The 22,919-nt window shown below is 58.8% G+C and carries 25 protein-coding genes and 1 tRNA gene; 10 read left to right on the plus strand and 16 right to left on the minus strand.

The features are described 5' to 3' along the window. Positions 1–13: 13 nt before the first annotated feature. Positions 14–787, minus strand: coding sequence for an ABC transporter ATP-binding protein (locus HP062_RS22390; RefSeq protein WP_007897462.1), 774 nt, complete (start codon positions 785–787; stop codon positions 14–16). A gap of 553 nt (positions 788–1,340) precedes the next feature. Between HP062_RS22390 and gabP the strand changes: the two genes are divergently transcribed. Further along, a complete protein-coding gene (gabP, locus tag HP062_RS22395; RefSeq protein ID WP_077747581.1) occupies positions 1,341–2,732 on the plus strand; it encodes a GABA permease in 1,392 nt (463 codons plus the stop codon). A gap of 345 nt (positions 2,733–3,077) precedes the next feature. Continuing rightward, a complete protein-coding gene (locus HP062_RS22400; protein WP_010464627.1) occupies positions 3,078–3,404 on the plus strand; it encodes a hypothetical protein in 327 nt (108 codons plus the stop codon). Between the two features lie 79 nt (positions 3,405–3,483). On the opposite strand, the gene vapC is transcribed toward HP062_RS22400, so the two are convergent. From vapC to HP062_RS22430, 6 genes are all read right to left on the minus strand, one after another. Further along, entirely contained in the window at positions 3,484–3,891 is a 408-nt protein-coding gene (vapC, locus tag HP062_RS22405; protein ID WP_010464625.1) for a tRNA(fMet)-specific endonuclease VapC, read from the minus strand. Further along, a complete protein-coding gene (gene vapB, locus HP062_RS22410) occupies positions 3,891–4,121 on the minus strand; it encodes a type II toxin-antitoxin system VapB family antitoxin (RefSeq protein WP_083375253.1) in 231 nt (76 codons plus the stop codon). Before vapB ends, vapC begins: the two co-directional genes overlap by 1 nt. 175 nt (positions 4,122–4,296) lie before the next feature. Next, complete coding sequence (locus HP062_RS22415; protein ID WP_145309168.1) at positions 4,297–4,749, minus strand: hypothetical protein; 453 nt, start codon at positions 4,747–4,749, stop codon at positions 4,297–4,299. 5 nt (positions 4,750–4,754) lie between these two features. After that, positions 4,755–5,171, minus strand: coding sequence for a hypothetical protein (locus HP062_RS22420; RefSeq protein ID WP_010464618.1), 417 nt, complete (start codon positions 5,169–5,171; stop codon positions 4,755–4,757). A 37-nt stretch (positions 5,172–5,208) separates the two neighbouring features. Then, positions 5,209–6,183, minus strand: a complete 975-nt coding sequence (locus tag HP062_RS22425; RefSeq protein ID WP_172792048.1) for an alpha/beta fold hydrolase — start codon at positions 6,181–6,183, stop codon at positions 5,209–5,211. A 72-nt stretch (positions 6,184–6,255) separates the two neighbouring features. Then, entirely contained in the window at positions 6,256–7,305 is a 1,050-nt protein-coding gene (locus HP062_RS22430; RefSeq protein ID WP_172792049.1) for a YhcG family protein, read from the minus strand. A gap of 268 nt (positions 7,306–7,573) precedes the next feature. Between HP062_RS22430 and HP062_RS22435 the strand changes: the two genes are divergently transcribed. Then, entirely contained in the window at positions 7,574–8,023 is a 450-nt protein-coding gene (locus HP062_RS22435) for a hypothetical protein (protein WP_010464612.1), read from the plus strand. A gap of 37 nt (positions 8,024–8,060) precedes the next feature. On the opposite strand, the gene HP062_RS22440 is transcribed toward HP062_RS22435, so the two are convergent. The 6 genes from HP062_RS22440 to HP062_RS22465 all read right to left on the minus strand — a co-directional run bounded on the left by HP062_RS22440 (position 8,061) and on the right by HP062_RS22465 (position 13,081). Beyond that, positions 8,061–8,522, minus strand: a complete 462-nt coding sequence (locus tag HP062_RS22440; RefSeq protein ID WP_010464610.1) for a DUF4234 domain-containing protein — start codon at positions 8,520–8,522, stop codon at positions 8,061–8,063. 332 nt (positions 8,523–8,854) lie between these two features. Continuing rightward, positions 8,855–8,930: transfer RNA gene (locus HP062_RS22445), tRNA-Phe, on the minus strand. Positions 8,931–9,033: 103 nt separating this feature from the next. Next, positions 9,034–9,306 carry an oxidative damage protection protein gene (locus tag HP062_RS22450; protein ID WP_010464608.1) on the minus strand — a complete coding sequence of 91 codons (273 nt, stop codon included), beginning with the start codon at positions 9,304–9,306 and terminating at the stop codon, positions 9,034–9,036. Further along, entirely contained in the window at positions 9,303–10,370 is a 1,068-nt protein-coding gene (gene mutY, locus HP062_RS22455) for an A/G-specific adenine glycosylase (protein WP_077747586.1), read from the minus strand. Before mutY ends, HP062_RS22450 begins: the two co-directional genes overlap by 4 nt. Further along, positions 10,367–12,598 (minus strand): AsmA family protein, encoded by a 2,232-nt coding sequence (locus tag HP062_RS22460; protein WP_172792050.1) that lies wholly within the window; start codon positions 12,596–12,598, stop codon positions 10,367–10,369. The genes mutY and HP062_RS22460 overlap by 4 nt, the downstream gene beginning before the upstream one ends. A 78-nt stretch (positions 12,599–12,676) precedes the next feature. Continuing rightward, a complete protein-coding gene (locus HP062_RS22465) occupies positions 12,677–13,081 on the minus strand; it encodes an acetyl-CoA sensor PanZ family protein (protein WP_172792051.1) in 405 nt (134 codons plus the stop codon). Positions 13,082–13,305: 224 nt separating this feature from the next. Between HP062_RS22465 and HP062_RS22470 the strand changes: the two genes are divergently transcribed. The 7 genes from HP062_RS22470 to HP062_RS22500 all read left to right on the plus strand — a co-directional run bounded on the left by HP062_RS22470 (position 13,306) and on the right by HP062_RS22500 (position 19,179). Then, positions 13,306–14,970, plus strand: a complete 1,665-nt coding sequence (locus HP062_RS22470) for an OFA family MFS transporter (RefSeq protein ID WP_010464600.1) — start codon at positions 13,306–13,308, stop codon at positions 14,968–14,970. Between the two features lie 264 nt (positions 14,971–15,234). Further along, complete coding sequence (hisB, locus tag HP062_RS22475; protein ID WP_003218037.1) at positions 15,235–15,828, plus strand: imidazoleglycerol-phosphate dehydratase HisB; 594 nt, start codon at positions 15,235–15,237, stop codon at positions 15,826–15,828. Then, positions 15,828–16,466, plus strand: coding sequence for an imidazole glycerol phosphate synthase subunit HisH (gene hisH, locus HP062_RS22480; RefSeq protein ID WP_010464592.1), 639 nt, complete (start codon positions 15,828–15,830; stop codon positions 16,464–16,466). Before hisB ends, hisH begins: the two co-directional genes overlap by 1 nt. Further along, complete coding sequence (locus HP062_RS22485; RefSeq protein ID WP_010464590.1) at positions 16,467–16,724, plus strand: DUF2164 domain-containing protein; 258 nt, start codon at positions 16,467–16,469, stop codon at positions 16,722–16,724. A 103-nt stretch (positions 16,725–16,827) separates the two neighbouring features. After that, positions 16,828–17,565 carry a 1-(5-phosphoribosyl)-5-[(5-phosphoribosylamino)methylideneamino]imidazole-4-carboxamide isomerase gene (hisA, locus tag HP062_RS22490; protein WP_010464588.1) on the plus strand — a complete coding sequence of 246 codons (738 nt, stop codon included), beginning with the start codon at positions 16,828–16,830 and terminating at the stop codon, positions 17,563–17,565. A 9-nt stretch (positions 17,566–17,574) separates the two neighbouring features. Further along, a complete protein-coding gene (gene hisF, locus HP062_RS22495; RefSeq protein ID WP_007972752.1) occupies positions 17,575–18,345 on the plus strand; it encodes an imidazole glycerol phosphate synthase subunit HisF in 771 nt (256 codons plus the stop codon). Positions 18,346–18,423: 78 nt separating this feature from the next. Continuing rightward, positions 18,424–19,179: an ABC transporter substrate-binding protein gene (locus tag HP062_RS22500; protein ID WP_010464581.1), complete on the plus strand. Its 756-nt coding sequence runs from the start codon at positions 18,424–18,426 to the stop codon at positions 19,177–19,179. Positions 19,180–19,295: 116 nt separating this feature from the next. Here HP062_RS22500 and HP062_RS22505 read toward each other — a convergent pair whose 3' ends face one another. From HP062_RS22505 to HP062_RS22515, 3 genes are read right to left on the minus strand one after another with little or no spacing between them, the layout of a single operon-like run. Continuing rightward, the gene (locus HP062_RS22505; RefSeq protein WP_077747589.1) at positions 19,296–20,072 is read right to left on the minus strand and encodes a divergent polysaccharide deacetylase family protein; all 777 of its coding nucleotides are present in this window, start codon (positions 20,070–20,072) and stop codon (positions 19,296–19,298) included. Position 20,073: 1 nt separating this feature from the next. Continuing rightward, a complete protein-coding gene (locus HP062_RS22510) occupies positions 20,074–21,393 on the minus strand; it encodes a S41 family peptidase (RefSeq protein ID WP_010464576.1) in 1,320 nt (439 codons plus the stop codon). A 31-nt stretch (positions 21,394–21,424) separates the two neighbouring features. Continuing rightward, entirely contained in the window at positions 21,425–22,717 is a 1,293-nt protein-coding gene (locus tag HP062_RS22515; protein ID WP_010464574.1) for a murein hydrolase activator EnvC, read from the minus strand. Positions 22,718–22,919: the final 202 nt, after the last annotated feature.

Consider the following 22,919-nt stretch of genomic DNA (forward strand, 5'->3'; position numbering starts at 1 on the left):
GCGGGTAGCTCCGTTAGCGGTTGCTGGACATGAATTGTTTGCAGCGTGCCGAAAGCGGGTTTTCGAACACCTGCTGTGGCGATCCTTGCTCTTCTACCAAGCCCTGGTGGAGGAACACCACCTCGCTGGACACCTGACGGGCAAAGCCCATTTCGTGGGTGACCAGCAGCATGGTGCGGCCTTCTTCGGCCAGTGCGCGGATGACATTAAGTACTTCCTGGACCATTTCCGGGTCAAGGGCGGAGGTGGGTTCGTCGAACAGGATCACCTTGGGCTGCATGGCCAGCGTGCGGGCGATGGCCGCGCGTTGTTGCTGGCCGCCGGACAGTTGCGCCGGATAGGCGTGACGCTTGTCAGCGATGCCGACCTTGGCCAGCAGGGCTTCGGCGACTTCGATGGCTTCGGCCTTGCTCTGGCCGAGCACCCGGCGCGGGGCTTCGATGATGTTGTCGAGCACGCTCATGTGCGGCCACAGATTAAAGTTTTGAAACACAAAACCAATCTCGCTGCGCAGACGGTTGATCTGCTTGCCGTCGGCAGCCACCAGTTCGCCGTTCTTGGCGGCTTTGAGCTTGAGTTCTTCACCGGCCACCAGGATCTGGCCCTGGTGCGGGTTTTCCAGCAGGTTGATGCAACGCAGGAATGTGGACTTGCCGGAACCGGAAGAACCCAGGATCGAGATCACGTCGCCGTCGCGGGCGGTCAGCGAGATGCCTTTGAGCACCTCGAGCTGTCCGTAGCGTTTGTGCAAGTTGCGAATTTCAAGCGCGGGCGTGGCCTCAGCCATGTGCGTTCCTCATAGTGTTTCGCTCCTGCTGTTGGTTGGCCTTCCTGGCGAGGCGGCCAAGCTAGCATAGCGTTCGAATGGCAGCCAACAGCGCTACGGGCGGTAAACGGGTGGCATGTGGCAGGTTGTCGCATCGGTACAGCAGACTGTCGCGCTGCTATCAACCGAACAGCCGTTTGAACCAGCTGTCCCGCGGGTGTCGCGTAAAAAAGGGCGCGATGTTGCCAGCTTTGACGGGGTGTTGGAAGCGCTAACCGGCCAAACGTTCCTGATCTGCACTTTTATTGTGCGTCGACACATTTTCGGGTGTGTTTCTGGTGCGCTGTTTCGTTCTCAAAGTGGGTCGCAGGGTAACGCTCTGGCGAATTGCCATTAATCTCAATGACTTGCGATGACTGTCCGGTCACGCCGCAGGCCCCGTGCTTCGGGAGTTTGAAACATTTTGGCGCAATTATTGCGTGCAGAATATGGAACGCCCTGTTGGTTTCTTTTTACGAGAAGGAACGCCGGACGGGATGGATGCAAATCGCTTTCCCTTACAAAGGTAGTTTCAATGAGCAGTACCCCAAGCTCCAATGGCCTCGAACAGGGGCTCAAACCGCGTCATGTGACCATGCTGTCGATCGCCGGGGTTATCGGCGCCGGCCTGTTCGTCGGCTCCGGCCACGCCATCGCCGCCGCAGGCCCGGCCGTGCTGTTGGCGTACGCCGCCGCCGGTGCTCTGGTGGTGCTGGTCATGCGCATGCTCGGCGAGATGGCTGTCGCCTCGCCAGACACGGGCTCCTTTTCGACCTACGCCGATCGCGCGATCGGTCACTGGGCCGGTTTCACCATCGGCTGGTTGTACTGGTGGTTCTGGGTATTGGTGATCCCGTTGGAGGCCAATGCCGCCGCGACCATCCTGCATGCCTGGTTTCCCAACGTGGCGATCTGGGCCTTCACTTTGGTCATCACTTTGCTGCTGACAGTGACCAACCTGTTCAGCGTGAAGAACTACGGTGAGTTCGAATTCTGGTTCGCCCTGGTCAAAGTCATCGCGATCATCGGTTTCATCGCACTTGGCATCATGGCGATCTTCGGCTACCTGCCGAACAGCCAGGTCAGCGGCGTTTCGCATTTGTTCGACACCCAGGGCTTCCTGCCAAACGGCATGGGCGCGGTGTTGGGCGCTATTCTGACCACCATGTTTTCCTTCATGGGTACCGAGATCGTGACCATCGCGGCCGCGGAATCGAAGAACCCGGGCCAGCAAATCTCAAAGGCCACCAACTCGGTGATCTGGCGGATTGGTTTGTTCTACCTCGTGTCGATCTTCATCGTCGTGGCCCTGGTGCCATGGAATGATCCGGTACTGGCCGCTGTCGGTTCCTACCAGACCGTGCTTGAGCGTATGGGCATCCCGAATGCCAAGCTGATCGTCGACATCGTGGTGCTGGTCGCTGTGACCAGCTGCCTGAATTCGGCGCTCTATACCGCTTCACGCATGATGTTCTCCCTGGGCAAGCGCGGTGATGCGCCGGCCGTTTCCCAACGCACCAACAAGAGCGGCACGCCGTACTGGGCCGTCATGTTGTCGACTGGCGCAGCGTTCCTTGCCGTGTTCGCCAACTACGTAGCCCCTGCTGCGGTGTTCGAATTCCTGCTGGCCAGTTCCGGCGCCATCGCGCTGCTGGTGTACCTGGTGATCGCGATTTCGCAGCTGCGTATGCGCAAGCAACGTATGGCTCGCGGCGAAAAAATCGCCTTCAGCATGTGGCTGTTCCCGGTCCTGACCTATGCGGTGATCATCTTCATCGTCGCGGCCCTGACCATCATGCTGTTCCAGGAAGCCCACCGCGTCGAGATCCTCGCGACAGGTCTGCTGAGCTTGTTGGTCGTGGCTGCGGGCTTGTTCGTAGCGCGCCGTCGTCGCAACGAGCAGTTGATCGCAGCGGTTGCGCGCTGAGTGTTCTGACACTGTAGAAACACAGAAACGACCGCCATCAGAAATGATCGCGGTCGTTTTTGTTTTCATTCAGACGAGTGTTCGGTCGTTTACCTGATGGACACAGTGATGGCTAGATAGTAGCCTTCTCGCCGAATGTGTATCTCGCTGTTGCGGGGTGCGATGGAGTTTCAGGACACGGATTGTTCGACGCCCCCAGCCTTCCTGGCTAAAGCCCCGACCCTTTCTTGCCTGCTCCCTCATCTGACGCGAGTCACAGATGCATTTGCGTGTGCTTGCCGTTTAAAGCGCTGCATGGAGAGCCCGGCCATCCAGCCAACCCATTGGGGCATCAAGGAGACAGGCATGGCGTTTACATCGGTTGTGTTCAAAAACCCTAACACCGGAGCCATGAAAGAAGCGCCAATCGGCTTCTCGTGGACCGTGTTTTTCTTTGGCTTTTTCCCGGCTTTGTTCCGTGGTGATTTCAAGTGGGCGGCGATCATGTTCGTCGTGGCCTGCTTCACGTTCAGCCTCAGCAACCTGGTGTTCATGTTCATCTACAACAAGCTGTACGTTAAGGACCTGATCGATGCCGGCTACAAGGCTCAGTCCATCGCCAAAGGCGAACTGGGTTATGCCAGCGCCAAGCTGGGTTTTGATATTCCGCGTCTGGAAGGTGTTGCTGCCTGATTGTTGTTTGAAGGTTTAAAAAAAACGGCCGCTGTCAGTGATGACAAGCGGTCTTTTTTTTTCGTTAGCTTTATTCGATTCAATCGGGATGAACCCAATCCTCTACACGTAATCCTGGCACCCGTTCGAACTCACGCAGATTGTTGGTGACGACAATTAACCCTCGTGAGCGCGCATGTCCGGCAATCATTTGGTCATAGGGACCAATGGGCGTTCCGGCCTTCGCTAGCTCGGACCGTATCATTCCGGTATGCGCGGCTGCTTCATTGTCGAAAGGGAAAACTTCAAGGCGGGCTGTGAAGCCTTCAATTACCGCGAGGTTCTTTTCGGGGGTCGCTGATTTTTCGGCACCGTAGATCAACTCCATCAGCGTAATCGCGCTGATGCATAACTGTCCGTCATGCAAGTTGAAAGCTTCTCTGACTATTTGCGGTTTGTTCTTGATGGTGAAAATACAGATATTGGTATCGAGCATGAACTTGATCATCAGAACGACTCACGCTCCTGATCGGCGGGTTGTTGGCGATCAGTCATAAAATCTGTGCTGACGTTATCTCCATCGAACCAGCTATCCCATGTCTCGTCTGCAGGCGTAATGATGCGAGCCCGACCGATGGCAAATACGTTGACCCGTTTGACGTCACTTGGCATCGCCACAGCTTTCGGCAGACGGACAGCCTGGCTTCGATTGCTCATGAAAAGGGTAGTCTGTTCCATTGTGGCCTCCTGCGTTTTTACTGGTGTCTGAGTCCAGAGAATAGATCTCTATTGGGATATGTCAATGGGATATACCTATCCGATGACGAGAGGTCGATGAGCTTTGGAAATGGACATAAAAAACGGCCGCTGTCAGTGATGACAAGCGGCCGTTTTTGCTTTCAAGGGCGAGTATTTATTCGCTCTTGTCTTCCTGCGCATCCAGCGACTGACGATAGCTGTCCAGCGCATCGCCAAAATCAGTGATGAACTGCGGATCGGTCAGCCACGCCTGTGCGGCATCGCGGTCCATGCCATCGGTCCACATGCGGTAGTCGATCAGCATGTCGGCGGCCAGGTGAGTGGCGGCCATGGCTTCGTTGTCGGCATTTTCCATGTCCAGCAGTTCGGGGTGGTCGCTGATGATTTCGGCGAGGTCCGACAGCAGGGCCTGCAGCATGTCGTTGCGGCTGATGGCTTCGGCGTCGCGCATTTTGCTGAACATCGCCAGGGTGTATTCCGGGATCGGCTCGCCGATTTCGCCCAGGTCATCGTCCAGTGCGGCGGGTTTGCGGCCGTGGATGTTGATTTGTTTGGCTTTGATCTTGGCCCGTTTGGCGCGTTTTTGCTGTTTGTTCAGGGATGCCATTAAATTCAGTTCGCTTTCTGTTGGGTTTGGGCCGCAATGACGTCGGACGCCGCGACATAGTCAGCCTGGAAGGCTGGCGATTCGATCCACGCCAGGGCGCCGGCTTCATCGACTTCGGTGGACCATTGGCGATATTCGATCAGCGCTGCGAGGATGAAATCCATCGCACCTTCTTCGCCTTCCTGCTCGTACACCAGTTCCAGCAGCGGGTCTTCGAGGAAGGCCATGCACATTGCTTGCTGGCTGATTTTTTCGGCGTCGATCATTTTTTTGAACAGTTCGGTCAGGTCCACCGATTCGAAGTCGATGCGATCGTCATTCGGGTCCAGTTCCACCGGCGCGGCGGCCCGTTGGGTGCGGTTCTGCTTGGCCTTGGCTTTGGCGCGTGTGGCGCGTTTTTGCTGCTTGTTGGCGGAGGCCATGGGGGTCGTTCCGTATTTCGTTGAGTGGGCAAGTCCATCAGCTGCGTGGCACGCGCCGCCCGGGTGTGTCGGGGGCCAGTTCGCCGGTCTGCAGCCAGGACAATGCAATGGGCCATAGTGTGGCTTGGTATGCGCTGCGAAAAAAGGCGAAATGTCCGACTTCTTCTTCGCCGATGTCTTCGGGGGCGATTCGCAGGTGGGTATTTGTGCTGTGGGTGAAGTAGCCGAGCAGGCGCTCGATGGCGGCAATCGTACCGTATGGGTCGTCGCTGATGCTGATGGCCAGGGTTTTTGCGGTGACTGATGCAAAGGGAAGCCGGCCGGTTTTTGCGTGCATGAGGCGACCACTGGGCCGCGTTTCGTAGCGAGCCGTGGGGGTGCTCCAGTCGCGAACCACCGCAGCGGGCGTGTCCTCCAGCCAGCCGAGGCGTTTGCCGGGGAAGTAGCCGTAAAGCAGGGTCATCAACGGCATCACCACATGCCACTTGCCGAACATCCGCCAGCGATGGGTGGGCGCATAGTCGCGCCAGTAAGCGAATTGCGCGCCGACTGTCACCAAGTGCCGAATCAAATGCCCGGACGCTCCCAGACCCGCTGCACAGCCTCCAAAGCTGTGACCGACGACATCAATGGGTTGGCCTGGGAATTCGCGCTGCGCGCGCTTGAGCATCGCCTCGAAATCCAGCGCGCCCCAATCGGACCATGACGCCTGCAACCCTTTCAACGACGTTGGGCGCGACTCGCCGATGCCGCGGTAGTCATAGGTGATGACATCGAAATCGTTGGCGAACAAGTAGTCGGCGAAGCGCGAATAATGCCGGCAACGAACCGAGGTGGCCGCGTTGATGATGACGACCGGGCGCGCGCGGTCCTGAGAGGCGTGCCGCCAAGTGAAGCCGCCGAGGATGAAGGCGTCTGCGGCGGGCTCCTTGAACGGTTCGCCCGCAGTATCGGTGGTCAGCGACAATTCGATCTGAGTTGGTGCCAGTGAAGGCATGTCCTGCAAATTCATCGGCTTTGGACCTTTGCGGGTAGTTGCCAACGATAGTCCTCACACCGCGTGTGAACAATCCGCCCGTGTTTATCAGGGGATCAGATCAAGCAGTCGCTCCTCGATTGCCGCCCGTTCTCGATCCAGCTCAGCACGTAGTTCATCTTCGCTGGGCAGCACTAGTTTGTATTTGCTGGCGAACAGTTGTTCGTTCCCCTGTAATACTGAGTAACGCACCACTGACTCGTTTTTTTGAGCGCAAAGAATGATGCCGACGGTTGGACCATCTGCTTCCTTGCGCTTAAGGTCGTCGTACATGCGTACATACATGTCCATCTGTCCGACATCCTGATGGGTTAATTCGCCGCGCTTCAGGTCGAAGATGACGAAGCAATTGAGCAAGTAGTTGTAGAACACCAGATCGATATAGAAGTCTCTGCCTTCGGTGCTTATTCGTTGTTGTCGAGCGATAAATGCAAAACCTTTTCCCAGCTCAAGCAGGAAGCCCTGAAGTTGCTTGATGAGTGCTTGTTCAAGTTCGGTCTCCAGTATCACCCCGGTATCGGGCAAACCAAGAAACTCCAGCATCACGGGATCTCTAACGAACTCCCTGGGATTGTCGTTCATCGCGTGGATATTCGTAATGGCTTCTGTCATGACGGCAGACTTGTCCCGACTCATAAGCAGGCGTTCGTAGTAGAGGGTGCTGATTTGGCGTTCCAGGGCTCGGCTTGACCAGTTTTGGTTGGCAGATTCGTCCATGTACCACTTGCGCGCCTTATCACTGTCGACTCGCAGCAGCCTGCGGTAGTGGGTCCAGCTCAATTCGAGACGCAGTGCGTCTCGAATTGGAAACGCCTGATAAAACAGGCGCATTTTTCGCAAATTGGTTTCGTCAAAGCCTTTCCCGAACTCCGCTGTCAGTACCTTCGCCAGCGTAGACAGCAGCTGTTTGCCATAACCCGCCCGTCGAGCCCCCTCCTGCTCGAACTCGACAATATGCCTTCCAATCTGCCAGCAGGTTTGCACCTGAACGGTATCGACCGCTCGCAGCACTTTCTGGCGCGCCTGACGTATCAATTCGCCAAGGTTGCCCACCAGAGAAGCGAGTTGTGGGTCTTGAGTGTTTTCGGTTTTGACCATGCTCCTGAAGTCTTCCGCAGCTGGAGGAACAGGCGAAAGAGGATGGCAAAAGAGTGCAGGGCGGCGATGCAGGGCGCGGCCGGGATATCCGCAGGAAATGCCGGATTCGTTTTGCAGGAGCAATCCGACTGGAATGCGTGCTCGAGGAATACAACGTGTAGTCCGATTCGCAGTGAGTTCAAGTACCAATCAATCTAAAACTTGAGCATCCAGCGAGAAATCCAAAAGGAGTAACGATTGGGTTCCGTGGAACCCGGGAGCCACCATCATGAAGTCCATCCATTCCCTCATGTTTTCCATCGCCACCATCGGTGTGCTGATGTTTCCCGCCATGTCAGGGGCCGCGAGCCTGGAGCCCATCGACAGTACAGGCGTGCAGATTCAGCGCCAGGAACAGAACGGGATTACCTATCTGTCCGGCGGTATTGGCGAGGATGAAGCGAAGGCCATTCAGCAAGCGACCGGCTACAACCTGCACATGACCTTTTCCATTGGGCCGGAGGGCAAATATGTACCGGATGTTGAATTGGTTATCCAGAGTGCTCAAGGTCAATCAGTGCTGACACTCAGTCAGGCAGGGCCTCTGGTTTACGTCCAGTTACCGGCCGGCAAGTACACCGTGGTCGCCACCCGTAATGGTGAGGAAAAGCGCGACACGACAGATGTCGGCAGCGCTGGGGTGCGTAATCTGGTGTTCAACTGGAAGGGTGATGAGTGACGGTGGCAGTCCTTCGAGACTGCCCCTCGCCAGTTGATCAGGCTTGCGTCGTCTGGCCACGCAGGATCAGTTGTTTACGCTGCTCTTCAGGCAAGTCGTTGATGCAGTAGTTCACGTAAAAAATGTTCAGGAAGAAGGTATAGAACCCGTTCATGCGCAGGTCGATTTTGTGCTCGTTGAGGGCGTATTCCGACAGTGCGTTTTTTGCCTTGAAGGCCCATACGATGTACAGCGCGTTCAATGCGATCAGCAAAATGCCGGAAAGCGAGTCGAACAACACGTCACCCAGGTTCGACAACGCGCCGCTCCAGCCAAGGCAGACGGCGACCCAGATGACGTAGGTGTCGTCGACCACTTTGATTTTCGTGGTTTCGTTGATCTTCTGGTTGCTCTTGTACAACCACAACAGCAAGTAGATCCCGGCGGTCGCAATCGACAGCAGGACCATGTTCAAGGTTTTGGTGTTGACCTTGTCTTTCAGTTCATTGATGTCAGACATAACTGTTCCATGTTCAGGACTTTCGAGAAGGGAGCGTGCCTGGAAGGCTGGCTTCGTGTCGTCGAACAGGGGAGGGCAGTGTTTTGCGGGGAGGGGTGAAATGCACGCACTCCTTGCGCTGTCTCTATCCTGTATCGGCTGATTCGGATGCGGGGCATCGGGATCAATGTCGGCTTTATTCCATGCACGGGGGAAATAATAGCATGGTGCCATCATCGAGACGGCGTACTAAAGCGTGATTGTTTTCCGGCAGCTGTGCTGCGGTGGATTGTCGTTATCAAATCCCAGGCATAAAAAAACCCTGAATCTTGCGATTCAGGGTTTTCGGTATTTGGTGCCCAGAGACGGAATCGAACCGCCGACACGGGGATTTTCAATCCCCTGCTCTACCGACTGAGCTATCTGGGCAACGGGGCGCATTAAACTGGTTTTTCAGGGGGTCGTCAAGCAAGTTTTCAAAAAAAATTTAACTATTACCGTCGCTTACGTTCCGACCCCCGATAAATCGGGATTATTCCGCGGGCGGAACGTAGCCGTCAGCCTTGGCGTATTCCTCGCCAGAGAAGTACTTGTCCATCTCGCCCTGAAGGTATTTGCGGTCTTCGGCGTTCATCATGTTCAGGCGTTTTTCGTTGATCAGCAGGGTCTGGTGTTTCTGCCAGTCGGCCCAGGCCTTGGCCGAGACATGGTCAAAAATGTCCTGACCTTTGGCGCCCGGGAATGGAGCGCGCTCCAGGGCGGGCAATTCTTCTTTGTACTTGCGGCACATGATGGTGCGGGTCATGACAACTCTCCTGCGTTCAATACGGCGGCCGCGCGTTCGAGCAAGGTTTTGACCGGGGCGGCAAGGCCCAGGCGCGGCGGGGTGGCGAGGTTATACCAGAGCCAGTCGGCCTCGGCCACGTGATGGCCGGCCTCCTGGACCTGAACCAGCCAGGGTTCGATGGACAACTGGAAGTGGCTGAAGGTGTGGACCAGACTCGGCAGCGCTTGTTGCGTGCCCAGTTCCAGCGAGTGCTGCGAGGCCAGATGTTGCAGGTCGTCGAGGTCATCGAGTTCCGGCAGGCTCCACAAACCGCCCCACAAGCCCGTAGAAGGCCGGCGGTAAAGCAGAATCGCGCCTTCGCCGTTGGCGAGCATCGGCATCAACGTGCGCTTCTGTGGCACGGTCTTGCGCGGCTTCGGGATCGGGTAGCGGGTTTCCAGGCCAAGCATGTGCGCTTCGCAGCCCTTTTCCAGCGGGCAGAGCAGGCAACTCGGTTTGCTGCGGGTGCAGAGCGTGGCGCCCAGATCCATCATCGCCTGGGTGTAGGCGTTGACCCGATCATGCGGCGTGAAGCGCTCAGCGTTCGCCCACAGCTGTTTGGCGACCTTCGGCTCGCCCGGATATCCCTCTTGCGCGGTAAAGCGCGCCAGCACCCGTTTGACGTTGCCATCGAGGATCGGCGCCCGCAGGCCCATGCTTAGGCTGGCGATGGCGCCAGCCGTGGACAGGCCGATGCCCGGCAACTCGACAAGCTTTTCGACATCTCGCGGAAACTCGCCGCCGTACTCGGCCACGACGATCTTTGCGGTTTTCTGCAAATTGCGTGCGCGAGTGTAGTAACCCAGGCCGGTCCACAGGTGCAGCACTTCGTCTTCCGGCGCGGCGGCCAGGGCCTCGACCGTCGGCAGCGAAGCCATGAAACGGTCGAAGTAATTCAGCACGGTGCTGACCTGGGTCTGTTGCAGCATGATCTCCGAGACCCACACCCGATACGGCGTGATGCCTTGTTGCCAGGGCAAATCGTGGCGGCCGTGGCGGTCGTACCAGTCCAGCACCGCCGTTGAAAACTGCTCGGCTCTCATCGCTTGAACAGCCCCTTCAACGCATTTTTCAGTTCAGGGCTGACCTTGTCGCCAAGCTTCTCGTCGATTTTCTCGCCGATCCGTTCGCCGGCCAGTTTGCTCGCGACTTCGCCCATGCGTTCGTTATCGAGACGGCACGCCTTGGCGCCCAGTTCCAGCGGGCCACGGCAGCGCAGCGGCCACTCTATGCCGACGAACTTCTCGCCGACCTGGCAGGCCGGGTCCGGCATGTCGCTCTTGTCGCCTTCGACGATCACGCCGACGCGATAATCCATGCCCAGTACTCGCAGGTCGACGTCGCCGTCACCTTTGACGGTCATGCCCGGGATGCGCACTTTCAGGTCAGGATTGCTGGCCACGCCGTTACGGAAGGTCAGGTTACCGTTGAGCTCCTGGAACGGAGTGTCCTTGCCCCGTGGCTCGCCGCTGAGGCTTTTGCGGTTGAGTGTGGCGATGCCTTTGCACAGCTGTTGTTCAAGGTTGGCGTTGAGCAGCACGCCGTTGTTGATGACGAAACTGGCGTTGCCGTTGAGCGTCTCGATCAGCGCTTGCTGGCTGTTGCCGCTGCCGGTCAGCGCGCTGTTGAGCGTCACCAGGCCTTTGACCGGTGGATTCTTCCCTTGGCTTTCAAGGATTTTTTCCACGGGCACTTTGGTGATGCGCGTCTGCATGTTCAGCGCCGGTACTTCCGGGCGCACGTCCAGGGTGCCCTTGGCTTCGAAGTTGCCACCGTACAGGTCGCCGCGCAGTTCCTCCAGAGTCAGCAGGCCGCCTTGGCCAGCGGCCTTGAGCGTTGCGTTCTGAATCGGCAGTTTGTCGAGGGTCAACTGGCCGAAGGTCAGGTCGGCCTGCACGTCGAGTTTGCGCAAGCGTTCTACCGGCAACAGGCGTTCAGTACTCCACGCAGTTTTGGTCGGTGCGGCGGGCAACGGTGTGCTGCCGGCACCCGCCATGGCGTCGGCTTCGGTGCTGGCGACTTCGGCCTGACGCACTTGCGTCGCGCTACTGGCTTCGGCGGACTTGGGTGGCAGATAGCGGTCAACGTTGAAGGTGTCGGCCTTGAGGGTTGCGCGCAGCGATTGCTTGGCGAAGTCCTCGACGGCGATGCGGCCACTGAAGCTGCTGTCGTCGACTTTCAGGTTGATGTTGTCGAGCGACAGGCTCGCAGGCGTGCCCGCCAGACGGCTGACCAGCTCGACCTTGCTCAGGCTGCCTTCGGCCATGGCCGGGAGTGTCTGGCCGATGCTGTCGACGAATTTCGCCAGGTCGAACTGAGCAATCGAAATGCCGCCGCTGATTTGCGGCGTCTTGTCGAGGTCGTTGACCTTCAACTCGCCCAGTGCGCGCATTTGGTTGGCAGAGATCTTGATACCGGTCCATTCGGCGACGTTCGCGGCTTTATCCAGCAGCAACTGACCTTGGGCGGCAAAGGTCATGGTCTTGCCTTGCAGAGGATCGCCGGCGACTTCGCCGGAGAGCTTCATGTCCTCGAATTTGTAGCGCTGCAAGGCGCGTTCGAAACGCAGCTCGCCATTGAGCTCGGTGCGTACCCGCAGGACCGGCTGATTGGTGCCGAGGAACGCGGTGAGTTTGACCGGAATGTTGGTCGAGTCGTGGACCGGGCCGGTGCTCAGCTGGATGCTTTCGGCGCTGAACTGCTTGCCTGTCTTCTCGTCGTTGTATTCAACGCGGGCGTTGTTGACGGTCAGGCTGTCGATGTCCAGGCGAATCGGTTGGGCCGGTTTTTCCGCCTGGGCGGTGGTGGTCGGCGCAGGCGCAGGTTCGCCAGCAGTAGCGGCTGGCGTGGCCGGGGTGACTGGCGCCGGGGCCTTGCCGATGTCTTCCCAGTTGCCGTGGCCGTCCTTGTCGCGGTTCAGGCGCAGGTTAAGGCCTTCGACGCGCACGTCACTCATCTGCACTTCGCGGCGCAGCAGCGGCAGCACGCGCACAGACAGACCCAGCATCTGCAAGTCGGCGAACGGTTCGGTGGGTTTGGCCAGGGTCGCGACACTGGCTTCGTGCAATTCCAGGCCAAGCCACGGGAACAGGCTCCAGCCGATATCGCCATTGAGCGTCAGCTCGATGTGGGCCTTGTCGCGGGCAATCTGGCGAATCTCGTCTTTATAGTCGTTGGGATCGAAGAGGTGGGTCAGGGCAAAGCCCAGCGCCACAATGATCAGCAACAGCCCGAGAAGCACCAGACCCAGGATTTTGCCGAACGCTTTCATGGGCGAGTCCTTGTAGTTAGTCGAATTCGAAATTTAGCCGGGGAGTATAGCGCTCCGAAGCGGACGACCGGTCAGCGATCACGTCGGCAGCACATCCAGCGGCACTTTCAGCTTGGCGGCCAGTGCCTGAGCTTCGAGATGCCCGGCAGGTGCCAGCAGACGCAATGTAGCGTCCGATTGCGAAGCCATTTTCCGCGCTTCGTCCACCATTCGTTCGGCAACGCCACGGCGACGGGTAATTTTTCGCACGCAGATTTGGGACAAGTGCCAAACGTCGTGGTTTCGTTGCAAGCGAGCCGCGCCGAGCAGCCGATCATTGAAGCGTCCGGCGATCAGCGAACCGTCTTCCAGGCAGCTTTCGATCAGCTGCAACCCCCCTGAAAACGGGGCGAACAGCCAGTCCGGAGCGTCGCGGTAAATTTTTTGCAGGTCTTGCTGATCCTGATAAGTGGCTTCGTGCAGCAGCTCGACAATGATCGGCATGGCGGTTCCTTCAGTGGTACGAGAACAGATGACTTACACAAAGGTGATATCACTTTGGTTTTTCTGTCACGTACAGATGGTAACCTCTGCCGGTTCGTCCGTCCTTCTGCGACGTGATGTCGCACCAAAATGGAGCTTCACCCTGAAAAAGACAGTCATGCGTGCGCATAAGGCTGGGGGCGAAGAGTGGCTGGCGAACCATACTAATAATTGGGGGATACACAATGACCACGAGTATCACGGCGGATGGCTTTACAGCCAATCAGCCCGGGTTCCTGTCCAAGGAACGCATCATCGCCAAGCCCGGTTTCAACCGTTGGCTGGTACCACCGGCCGCACTGGCCATCCACCTGTGCATCGGCATGGCTTACGGCTTCTCGGTGTTCTGGTTGCCACTGTCCAAAGCCCTGGGCGTGACCAAGCCGGTAGCCTGCGCGCCGGACATGAGCTTCATCTCGCAAGTCTTCTCGTCGCAATGTGACTGGCCGATCTCGATGCTCGGCTGGATCTACACCCTGTTCTTCATCTTCCTCGGCTGCTCGGCAGCGATCTGGGGCGGCTGGCTGGAACACGCCGGGCCTCGCAAGGCTGGCGTTGTATCGGCGCTGTGCTGGTGTGGTGGTCTGCTGATTTCGGCGCTGGGGATTTATACCCACCAGATCTGGCTGATGTGGATCGGCTCCGGGGTCATTGGCGGTATCGGCCTGGGGTTGGGTTACATCTCGCCGGTGTCGACCCTGATCAAGTGGTTCCCGGACAAGCGCGGCATGGCGACCGGCATGGCGATCATGGGCTTCGGTGGTGGTGCGATGGTCGGTGCTCCGCTGGCCGCAGCCCTGATGGGCCACTTCGCTTCGGCAGACAGCGTCGGTGTGTGGCAGAGCTTCCTGGTGATGGCCGCGATCTACTTCGTGTTCATGATCGGCGGTGCACTGTCCTACCGCGTGCCGCCAACCGGCTGGAAACCTGAAGGCTGGACTGCTCCGGCGAAGAAAGCTTCGAACGCGATGATCACTCACCGTCACGTCCACGTGAATGTGGCGTGGAAAACCCCGCAATTCCGTCTGGTGTGGCTGGTGCTGTGCCTGAACGTGTCGGCGGGTATCGGCATCCTGGGCATGGCTTCGCCGCTGTTGCAGGAAGTGTTCGGCGGTAAATTGATCGGTGTTGACCTGCCGTTCGGTCAGTTGGACGCCGGGCAACTGGCTTCTATCGCGGCGATTGCGGCCGGTTTCACCGGTTTGTTGAGCCTGTTCAACATTGGTGGCCGGTTCTTCTGGGCGTCGTTCTCGGATTACCTGGGCCGTAAAAACACCTATTTCGTGTTCTTCGCCCTGGGCTTTGCCCTGTACGCGCTGATCCCGAACCTCGGTCACCTGGGTAACGTTGCGCTGTTCGTGGCGGCGTTCTGCATCATCCTGTCGATGTACGGCGGTGGTTTTGCGACCGTGCCGGCTTACCTGGCAGACCTGTTCGGTACGCAAATGGTTGGCGCGATCCACGGTCGTCTGCTGACGGCGTGGGCGGCGGCGGGCGTGTTGGGTCCGGTGTTGGTGAACTACATTCGTGAGTATCAGTTGAGCATCGGCGTTGAGCGCGCCGCGGCTTACGACATCACCTTGTACATCCTCGCGGGTCTGCTGGTGCTGGGTTTCCTGTGCAACCTGATGGTTCGCCCGGTGGCCGACAAGTACTTCATGACCGACGCCGAACTGGCTGCCGAACAGGCGCTGGGCCACGACAAGGGTGCTGATGCCAGCACCGTGCTGGAGTGGAAAGCGGCGCCGGGCACCAAGCCGTTGGCGATTGCTGCGTGGCTGGTGGTGGGGATTCCGTTGGCGTGGGGTGTCTGGGTGACCCTGCAGAAGACGGCGGTTCTGTTCCACTAAGTAAAACGCACTGCCCCTGTGGGAGCGAGCCTGTTCGTGAATGCGGTCTGACAGTCGACAGAGATGTTGAATGTGAAGGCCCTTTCGCGAGCAGGCTCGCTCCCACATTTGTTTGAGGCGCCATCAAATCCGCTTGTATGGACATGTCTATCCCCGATACTCCCGGATTCACTCCGTCAGTGATATCACCTCCCGTGTTTCTGTTTCCCGTCCGCGCCCCTATAATGGCTGCCTTTTTCGCCCAATGATTTTGCGGAGCTGGTGATGGCCGAACGTAAGGCGTCAGTCGAGCGCGACACTCTGGAAACCCAGATCAAAGCCTCGATCAACCTGGATGGCACCGGAAAGGCCCGATTTGATATCGGTGTCCCTTTTCTTGAGCACATGCTGGACCAGATCGCCCGTCACGGGCTGATCGACCTGGATATTGTCAGCAAAGGCGACCTGCATATCGACGACCACCACACGGTGGAAGACGTTGGTATCACTTTGGGTCAGGCCTTCGCCAAAGCCATCGGCGACAAAAAAGGCATCCGTCGCTACGGCCACGCCTATGTCCCGCTCGATGAAGCGCTATCGCGTGTGGTGATCGACTTCTCCGGCCGTCCTGGCCTGCAGATGCATGTTCCCTACACCCGCGCCACCGTTGGCGGCTTCGACGTTGACCTGTTCCAGGAATTCTTCCAGGGCTTCGTCAACCATGCGCTGGTCAGCCTGCACATCGACAACCTGCGTGGCACCAACACCCACCACCAGATCGAAACCGTGTTCAAGGCATTCGGCCGCGCCCTGCGCATGGCCGTAGAGCTCGATGACCGCATGGCCGGTCAGATGCCGTCGACCAAAGGCGTTCTGTAATGCAGACGGTCGCGGTTATCGATTACGGCATGGGCAACCTGCACTCGGTGGCCAAGGCCCTCGAGCACGTCGGTGCCGGCAAGGTCCTGATCACCAGCGATGCCGATGTGATTCGCGAAGCCGACCGGGTGGTTTTTCCCGGCGTCGGCGCGATTCGCGATTGCATGGCGGAGATCCGTCGCCTGGGCTTCGATTCGCTGGTGCGCGAAGTCAGCCAGGACCGTCCGTTTCTCGGCATCTGTGTCGGCATGCAAGCCTTGCTCGACAGCAGTGAAGAGAACGACGGCGTCGATTGCATCGGTCTGTTTCCAGGCCAGGTGAAGTTCTTCGGCAAGGACCTGCACGAAGACGGCGAACACCTGAAAGTCCCGCACATGGGCTGGAACGAAGTGAAGCAGACGGTGAGTCACCCGCTGTGGCACAACATTCCGGATCTGGCGCGTTTCTACTTCGTGCACAGCTACTACATCGCCGCCGGCAATGCGCGGCAGGTGGTGGGTGGCGGTCATTACGGTGTCGATTTCGCCGCGGCGCTGGCCGATGGCTCGCGTTTCGCCGTGCAGTTCCACCCGGAGAAGAGCCATACCCATGGCCTGCAATTGCTGCAGAACTTCGCCGCGTGGGATGGTCGCTGGTAAATGGCTGCCAAGAAGAAGCCGCCGATCCTGACCCTCACTCCCGAACAGGAGAACGAGGCCAATCACAAGATCAAACGCTTCATGGAAGATCGCTTCGAACTGGACCTGGGTTCGTTCGAAGCGGCTGAAATCCTTGAGCTGTTTACTCGCGAAATTGCGCCGCACTATTACAACAGGGCGATTTTCGATGTGCAGACGCACCTCAAAGAGAGGTTCGAAAGCATCGAAAGCGACTTGTGGGCGCTCGAGAAAGCATAGGAGCAGCTGCAAGCTTTAAGCTGCAAGCTGCAAGAAGTAGAAACGCGTGCGTGCTTGCAGCTTATAGCTTGCAGCTTGCAGCTCTTTGGACGAAGGAAAAAGCATGCTGATTATTCCCGCTATCGATCTTAAAGACGGTGCCTGTGTTCGTCTGCGCCAGGGCCGCATGGAAGATTCCACGGTGTTCTCCGATGACCCGGTGAGCATGGCTGCCAAGTGGGTGGAGGGCGGTTGCCGTCGTCTGCATCTGGTCGACCTGAACGGCGCCTTCGAAGGCCAGCCGGTCAACGGCGAAGTGGTCACAGCCATTGCCAAGCGCTACCCGAACCTTCCGATCCAGATCGGTGGCGGTATCCGTTCCCTGGAAACCATCGAGCACTACGTCAAAGCAGGCGTGAGCTACGTGATTATCGGCACCAAAGCCGTCAAAGATCCGGCCTTCGTCGCTGAAGCGTGCCGTGCGTTCCCGGGCAAAGTGATCGTCGGTCTGGACGCCAAAGACGGTTTCGTCGCCACTGACGGTTGGGCGGAAATCAGCACCATTCAGGTGATCGACCTGGCCAAGCAGTTCGAAGCCGATGGCGTGTCCGCGATCGTTTATACCGACATCGCCAAAGACGGCATGATGCAGGGTTGCAACGTACCGTTCACCGCTGCCCTGGCCGCTGCCACGCGCATTCCGGTCATCGCTTCCGGCGGCATTCACAACCTCGGTGACATCAAGTCGCTGCTGGACGCCAAGGCGCCAGGCATCATCGGCGCCATCACCGGCCGGGCGATCTACGAAGGCACCCTCGATGTCGCTGAAGCGCAAGCTTTCTGCGATTCGTACAAAGGCTGAGGACTGACCATGGCGCTGGCCAAACGCATCATCCCTTGCCTGGACGTGGACAACGGCCGGGTGGTCAAGGGCGTCAAGTTCGAGAACATTCGTGATGCCGGCGATCCGGTGGAAATCGCCCGTCGCTACGATGAGCAGGGCGCTGACGAGATTACCTTTCTCGACATCACCGCCAGCGTCGATGGCCGCGACACCACGCTGCACACCGTCGAGCGCATGGCCAGCCAGGTGTTCATCCCGCTGACGGTGGGCGGTGGTGTGCGCACGGTGCAGGACATTCGCAACTTGCTGAATGCCGGTGCGGACAAGGTTTCGATCAACACCGCAGCGGTGTTCAACCCGGAATTCGTCGGCGAAGCGGCCCAGCATTTCGGCTCGCAGTGCATCGTCGTCGCTATCGACGCCAAGAAAGTCTCCGGTCCGGGCGAAACCCCGCGCTGGGAGATCTTCACCCACGGCGGGCGCAAGCCAACCGGCCTCGACGCCGTTGAGTGGGCGAAGAAGATGGAAGGCCTGGGTGCCGGTGAAATCCTGCTGACCAGCATGGATCAGGACGGCATGAAAAACGGTTTCGACCTGGGCGTCACCCGCGCCATCAGCGATGCGCTGGGTATCCCGGTGATTGCCTCCGGCGGCGTCGGCAACCTGCAGCATCTGGCCGACGGCATCATCGAAGGTCACGCCAGCGCCGTATTGGCGGCGAGTATTTTCCACTTCGGCGAATACACGGTGCAGGAAGCCAAGGCCTACATGGCGCATCGCGGAATCGTCATGCGCTAAACAAATCCATGAAGGCCAGTGGACAGCATGGCGGGCTCAAGGCACTCTTGGGCACGCCATGGATTTCGGTAGCCCAACATGATCAAACGCCTGCTTCTTGTCCTCGCCAGCGCTTCTCTGTTGCTCATCAATGGAGCCCACGCTGAAGAAAGTCCCGACACCGACCTGGTGTTACTGACGGAAAATTTCCCGCCATACAACATGGCGAAGAACGGCAAGAACTTCGCTCAGGACGAGAACATCAATGGCATTGCCGTGGACATCGTCCGCGAGATGTTCAAACGTGCCGACGTCACCTACAGCCTGACGCTGCGCTTCCCTTGGGAGCGAATCTACAAGCTCGCCCTCGAAAAACCCGGTTACGGCGTGTTCGTGATGGCGCGCTTGCCGGACCGCGAAAAGCTCTTCAAGTGGGTCGGCCCGATTGGCCCGGACGACTGGATCATGCTGGCCAAGGCTGACAGCAAGATCAGCCTGGAGACGCTGGATCAGGCGCGCAAATACAAGATCGGCGCATACAAGGGCGATGCGATTGCCGAGACGCTCGCTAAGCAAGGGTTGAAGCCCATTGTCGTGCTGCGCGATCAGGACAACGCAAAGAAGCTGGTGAGTGGTCAGATTGATTTGTGGGCCACGGGCGATCCGGCCGGGCGCTATCTGGCGCGTCAGGAGGGCGTTAACGGTCTCAAGACCGTGTTGCGGTTCAATAGCGCCGAACTCTATCTGGCGTTGAACAAAGACGTTCCAGATGACGTGGTGGCCAAGCTGCAAGCCGCGCTGGATCAGCTGCGCAAAGAAGGCGTGGTGGACGACATCATGGCGCGGTATCTCTGATCAAGTGTGGGAGCGAGCCTGCTCGCGATGAGGCAGTGTCAGTCAACATCACTGTTGGCTGATTCACCGCCATCGCGAGCAGGCTCGCTCCCACAGTGGTTTTGTGTCGTTGCGGATTAGCGGTACACGCCATCCTTTCCATGCGCAGCCGTCGCGCGATTGCTGCGCACGCTGATCATCTGCTTGATGTCGATCCACTCAATGCCCTGAGCCTTGAGCTTGGGCAGTTCCCTCTCCAGCACCGCCAGCGTTTGCGGATACGGATGCCCGATCATCACCGCCGAGCCTTGCTTGTGTGCCAAATTAATCGCCGTCTGCAACTGCGTGAAAATCGCCGCTTCGGTGCGCTCGTCATCCAGAAACACATCCCGCGAAACGCTTGCCAACCCAATCTTCTGTGCCTCGGCTGCCGCGACGGTCTGTGCGCTGGTGCGGCTGTCGACGAAGAGCTTGTGCCGGCGCTGCAAGTCCGCCATCAACCAGGCCATGGCCGGTTGCTGAGCGGTCATGCGACTGCCCATATGGTTGTTGATGCCGGCGGTGTAAGGCACGACCTTGAACGCCGCGCTCAGGCGTTTCTCAAGTTCGTCGATGGGCAAATCGGGATGCCAGGCAAACGGGCCGGTGGCCGGGTCCATGGGCATGTGCAGGATGACGATCTTGCCGGCGCGATGGGCCTCGCGGGCGAATTCGGTGGCGTGGGGGGTGTCGGGCATGATCGCCGCTGTTACCGGGCCGGGCAGGGCCAGCACGCGACGATCCCGCGGCAGGTTCTGCCCCAGGTCATCGATGATCAACGTGAGATAGGCTTTCTGCGGCGCAGCGGTAGCGGGCGTTGCGTGGGCAACGCCCGCCAGACAGCACAGCAGACCGATCAGCAGCCGCAGGCGCACCTCAGCGACCGGAGGTGATGCTCAGCCCTTTGAGCAGGCTCAGCGCCTGGGCCAGCTGGTAATCGTCATCCTGCGGCATTGCCTTGGCCTTGCTGCTGGAACCGCTCGGTTTGTCGGCGCCGCCGTTGCCATTGCCCAAGTGACCCTGCAGATCGGCTTCCTTGAAGTATTCGCTGTCCTGCTCGTTGGTGATCTTGGCCCTGCGCACTTCGATGTCCGGGACGATGCCCTGGGCCTGGATCGAGCGGCCGTTCGGCGTGTAGTACAGCGCCGTGGTGATCTTCAGCGCGCGGTCGTTGTTCAGTGGCAGCACGGTTTGTACCGAGCCTTTGCCGAAACTGGTGGTGCCCATGACCACCGCGCGTTTCTGATCCTGCAAGGCGCCGGCGACAATTTCCGAGGCCGAGGCGCTGCCGCCGTTGATCAGCGTAACCATTGGCACGGCTTCGCTTTCGTCTTTGCCGGTGGCCGAGAAGCGCAGTTCGGAGTTGGCGATGCGGCCCTTGGTGTAAACGATCAGGCCCTTGGTGATGAAGTGGTCGACCACTTCCACTGCCGATTGCAGCACGCCGCCCGGGTTGTTGCGCAGGTCGAGAATGATGCCGTTGAGCTTCTTGCCGTTGTCCTTGCGCAACTTGGCCAGGGCTTTGGACACTTCTTCGCCGGTCTTGACCTGGAACTGAGTGATGCGGATGTAGCCGTAGCCCGACTCCAGCAGCTGCGCCTTGACGCTCTTCACCTGAATGATGGCGCGGGTCAGGGTCACGTCGAACGGCGTACCGCCGTCGCGCACCAGGGTCAGGGTGATTTTCTGGCCGATCTTGCCGCGCATCTTGTCGACGGCTTCGGTCATGCTCTGGCCGCGAGTCGGCTGGCCGTTGATCTTCACGATGAAGTCGCCAGCCTGAATGCCAGCCTTGGACGCCGGGGTGTCATCGATGGGCGAAACCACTTTGATGAAACCGTCTTCAGCGCCGACTTCGATGCCCAGGCCGCCGAATTCGCCGCTGGTGCTTTCCTGCAATTCAGCGAAGTCTTCCGGGCCCAGATAGGCGGAGTGCGGATCGAGGTTGCTGAGCATGCCTTTGATGGCGTTTTCCAGCAGGGTCTTGTCGTCCACCGGTTCGACATAGGCGGCCTTGATCCGATCCATGACCTCGGCAAAGGTGCGCAACTCTTCCAGAGGCAACGGCGCCTTGGTGGTCGCAGCAGTGCCCGCAGGCGCGACCGCCGGGGCCGGTTGAGCGGCAAACGCCAGAGGCGCGCCGATCACCAGGGCGATCGTCAGGGCCAGCGAGGTAAGGCGGGACAAATGCAGCATGTCTAACGAACTCCTGAAGTAGATGGCGTACTTATCCTTGCGCACGACACCATTGCGCCGGATCACTCGGGTGACCCTGCTGACGAATAGCGAAATACAGCGCTGGTGTGTCCTGCCCGCCACTGTTACCGACAGTGGAGATGGACTCACCGGCTTTTACTACGTCACCCGCAGACTTGAGCAGCGTCTGGTTGTGACCATAAAGACTCAGAAAACCGTTGCCATGGTCGAGAATCACCAGCAGCCCGGCGCCACGCAACCAGTCGGCGAATACCACGCGACCGCCATGCACGGCGTGCACCTGGCTGCCGGCGGAGGCGCTGATCATCACGCCGTCCCACTTGGTTCGGGCGTCGTCGCCACGGGATTCACCGAAGCGTGCCAGCAGTCGACCATCAACCGGCCACGGAAGTCTTCCCCGGCTTGAAGCAAAAGGGCCGCCAAAGGTCTCGCCTGAACTGGAAACCAATGCGCCAGGGTTCGACTTGACCGGTTTGCGTGGGGCGTCAGTGGCATTCGCCTGCTCCTGAGCCTCACGTAAACGCTTTTTTTCGGCTTCCTGCTGGGCGATGAGCGCTTTTTGTCGCGCCTCTTCAGCCTCTCGTGCCTGGCGGGCCAGGGTTTCTTCGATGGTTTTAAGGACTTTAGACAGGTCTGCCTGATCCTGCTCGCGGGCGGCCAGCTTCTGGTCGCGCGCCTTCACGTCGTCGCTCAACTTGGCCAGGACTTGCTGGCGCTCCTTGCGAACCTTGTCGAGTTCGTCGCGCTGGCTGTCGAGGCTGCTCTTCTGCACCAGCAATTGTGCCTGTTGCAGGGCGATGTCTTTTTCGACGTTAGCCAGTTGGCGCAAGGTTTCGTTGAAATTCTTCAGCTGCTCCAGGCGGGCCTGGCTCAGGTAGTCGTAATAGGTGAGGGTTCGGGCGAATTTTTCCGGATTCTGCTGGTTCAGCAGGAGCTTCAAGTACTCCTGACGGCCGTTCTGATAGGCCGCACGGGCCTGAATGGCGATCAGTCGTTGCTGTTCAGTGCGCGCGCTCTGGAGTTTTTTTTTCTCAGCATCGAGTCGCTGCAGCTCGGATTCGCTTTTCTTCAGCTCTTTTTGCAGGGCTTCGACCTGCTTCTCGAGCTTGCCCATCTCGGTCTCGGTGCCTTTGAGGTCTTTCTGCACACCGGATTTTTCTTCCTGCAGCTTGCCCAGCAGTTTTTTCAGCTCGGCAATATCCTGACGCGTGGCGTCCAACTGTTGTTGGGTTTGCGCGCGCTCATCAGCGAAGGCCGGTTGGAGCAGGCAAGTCAGGGCAAGGGCTATCAGGACGCGAAGCATAGAGGCGGGCGACACCAGGGAAAGGGACGGCCTAGTATGCCCGCCAAGCGCCGCAAAAAAAACGCCCAATTGGGGTTGTGTGATAACCGGAGCAGCGTTGCCTCTGAAAACACTCCAAAACCACTGTGGGAGCGAGCCTGCTCGCGATGGCGCCCTGACATTCAACAATGATGTTGGCTGTCAGATTGCTATCGCGAGCAGG

It is taken from the genome of Pseudomonas sp. B14-6 (assembly GCF_013260315.1).
In the GTDB taxonomy this organism is placed as follows: domain Bacteria; phylum Pseudomonadota; class Gammaproteobacteria; order Pseudomonadales; family Pseudomonadaceae; genus Aquipseudomonas; species Aquipseudomonas mandelii.

Bases quoted from the DNA above. Each gene is read 5' to 3' on its own strand.
- HP062_RS22390 (WP_007897462.1), bottom strand. From the start codon at position 787: ATGGCTGAGGCCACGCCCGCGCTTGAAATTCGCAACTTGCACAAACGC.
- hisH (WP_010464592.1), top strand. From the start codon at position 15,828: ATGCAGACGGTCGCGGTTATCGATTACGGCATGGGCAACCTGCACTCG.
- HP062_RS22420 (WP_010464618.1), bottom strand. From the start codon at position 5,171: ATGGCCTCCGCCAACAAGCAGCAAAAACGCGCCACACGCGCCAAAGCC.
- mutY (WP_077747586.1), bottom strand. From the start codon at position 10,370: ATGAGAGCCGAGCAGTTTTCAACGGCGGTGCTGGACTGGTACGACCGC.
- hisA (WP_010464588.1), top strand. From the start codon at position 16,828: ATGCTGATTATTCCCGCTATCGATCTTAAAGACGGTGCCTGTGTTCGT.
- HP062_RS22430 (WP_172792049.1), bottom strand. From the start codon at position 7,305: ATGGTCAAAACCGAAAACACTCAAGACCCACAACTCGCTTCTCTGGTG.
- HP062_RS22500 (WP_010464581.1), top strand. From the start codon at position 18,424: ATGATCAAACGCCTGCTTCTTGTCCTCGCCAGCGCTTCTCTGTTGCTC.
- HP062_RS22515 (WP_010464574.1), bottom strand. From the start codon at position 22,717: ATGCTTCGCGTCCTGATAGCCCTTGCCCTGACTTGCCTGCTCCAACCG.
- HP062_RS22470 (WP_010464600.1), top strand. From the start codon at position 13,306: ATGACCACGAGTATCACGGCGGATGGCTTTACAGCCAATCAGCCCGGG.
- vapB (WP_083375253.1), bottom strand. From the start codon at position 4,121: ATGGAACAGACTACCCTTTTCATGAGCAATCGAAGCCAGGCTGTCCGT.
- HP062_RS22400 (WP_010464627.1), top strand. From the start codon at position 3,078: ATGGCGTTTACATCGGTTGTGTTCAAAAACCCTAACACCGGAGCCATG.
- HP062_RS22450 (WP_010464608.1), bottom strand. From the start codon at position 9,306: ATGACCCGCACCATCATGTGCCGCAAGTACAAAGAAGAATTGCCCGCC.
- HP062_RS22435 (WP_010464612.1), top strand. From the start codon at position 7,574: ATGAAGTCCATCCATTCCCTCATGTTTTCCATCGCCACCATCGGTGTG.
- HP062_RS22440 (WP_010464610.1), bottom strand. From the start codon at position 8,522: ATGTCTGACATCAATGAACTGAAAGACAAGGTCAACACCAAAACCTTG.
- HP062_RS22510 (WP_010464576.1), bottom strand. From the start codon at position 21,393: ATGCTGCATTTGTCCCGCCTTACCTCGCTGGCCCTGACGATCGCCCTG.
- HP062_RS22465 (WP_172792051.1), bottom strand. From the start codon at position 13,081: ATGCCGATCATTGTCGAGCTGCTGCACGAAGCCACTTATCAGGATCAG.
- hisB (WP_003218037.1), top strand. From the start codon at position 15,235: ATGGCCGAACGTAAGGCGTCAGTCGAGCGCGACACTCTGGAAACCCAG.
- HP062_RS22425 (WP_172792048.1), bottom strand. From the start codon at position 6,183: ATGAATTTGCAGGACATGCCTTCACTGGCACCAACTCAGATCGAATTG.
- HP062_RS22415 (WP_145309168.1), bottom strand. From the start codon at position 4,749: ATGGCATCCCTGAACAAACAGCAAAAACGCGCCAAACGGGCCAAGATC.
- vapC (WP_010464625.1), bottom strand. From the start codon at position 3,891: ATGATCAAGTTCATGCTCGATACCAATATCTGTATTTTCACCATCAAG.
- HP062_RS22485 (WP_010464590.1), top strand. From the start codon at position 16,467: ATGGCTGCCAAGAAGAAGCCGCCGATCCTGACCCTCACTCCCGAACAG.
- hisF (WP_007972752.1), top strand. From the start codon at position 17,575: ATGGCGCTGGCCAAACGCATCATCCCTTGCCTGGACGTGGACAACGGC.
- gabP (WP_077747581.1), top strand. From the start codon at position 1,341: ATGAGCAGTACCCCAAGCTCCAATGGCCTCGAACAGGGGCTCAAACCG.
- HP062_RS22460 (WP_172792050.1), bottom strand. From the start codon at position 12,598: ATGAAAGCGTTCGGCAAAATCCTGGGTCTGGTGCTTCTCGGGCTGTTG.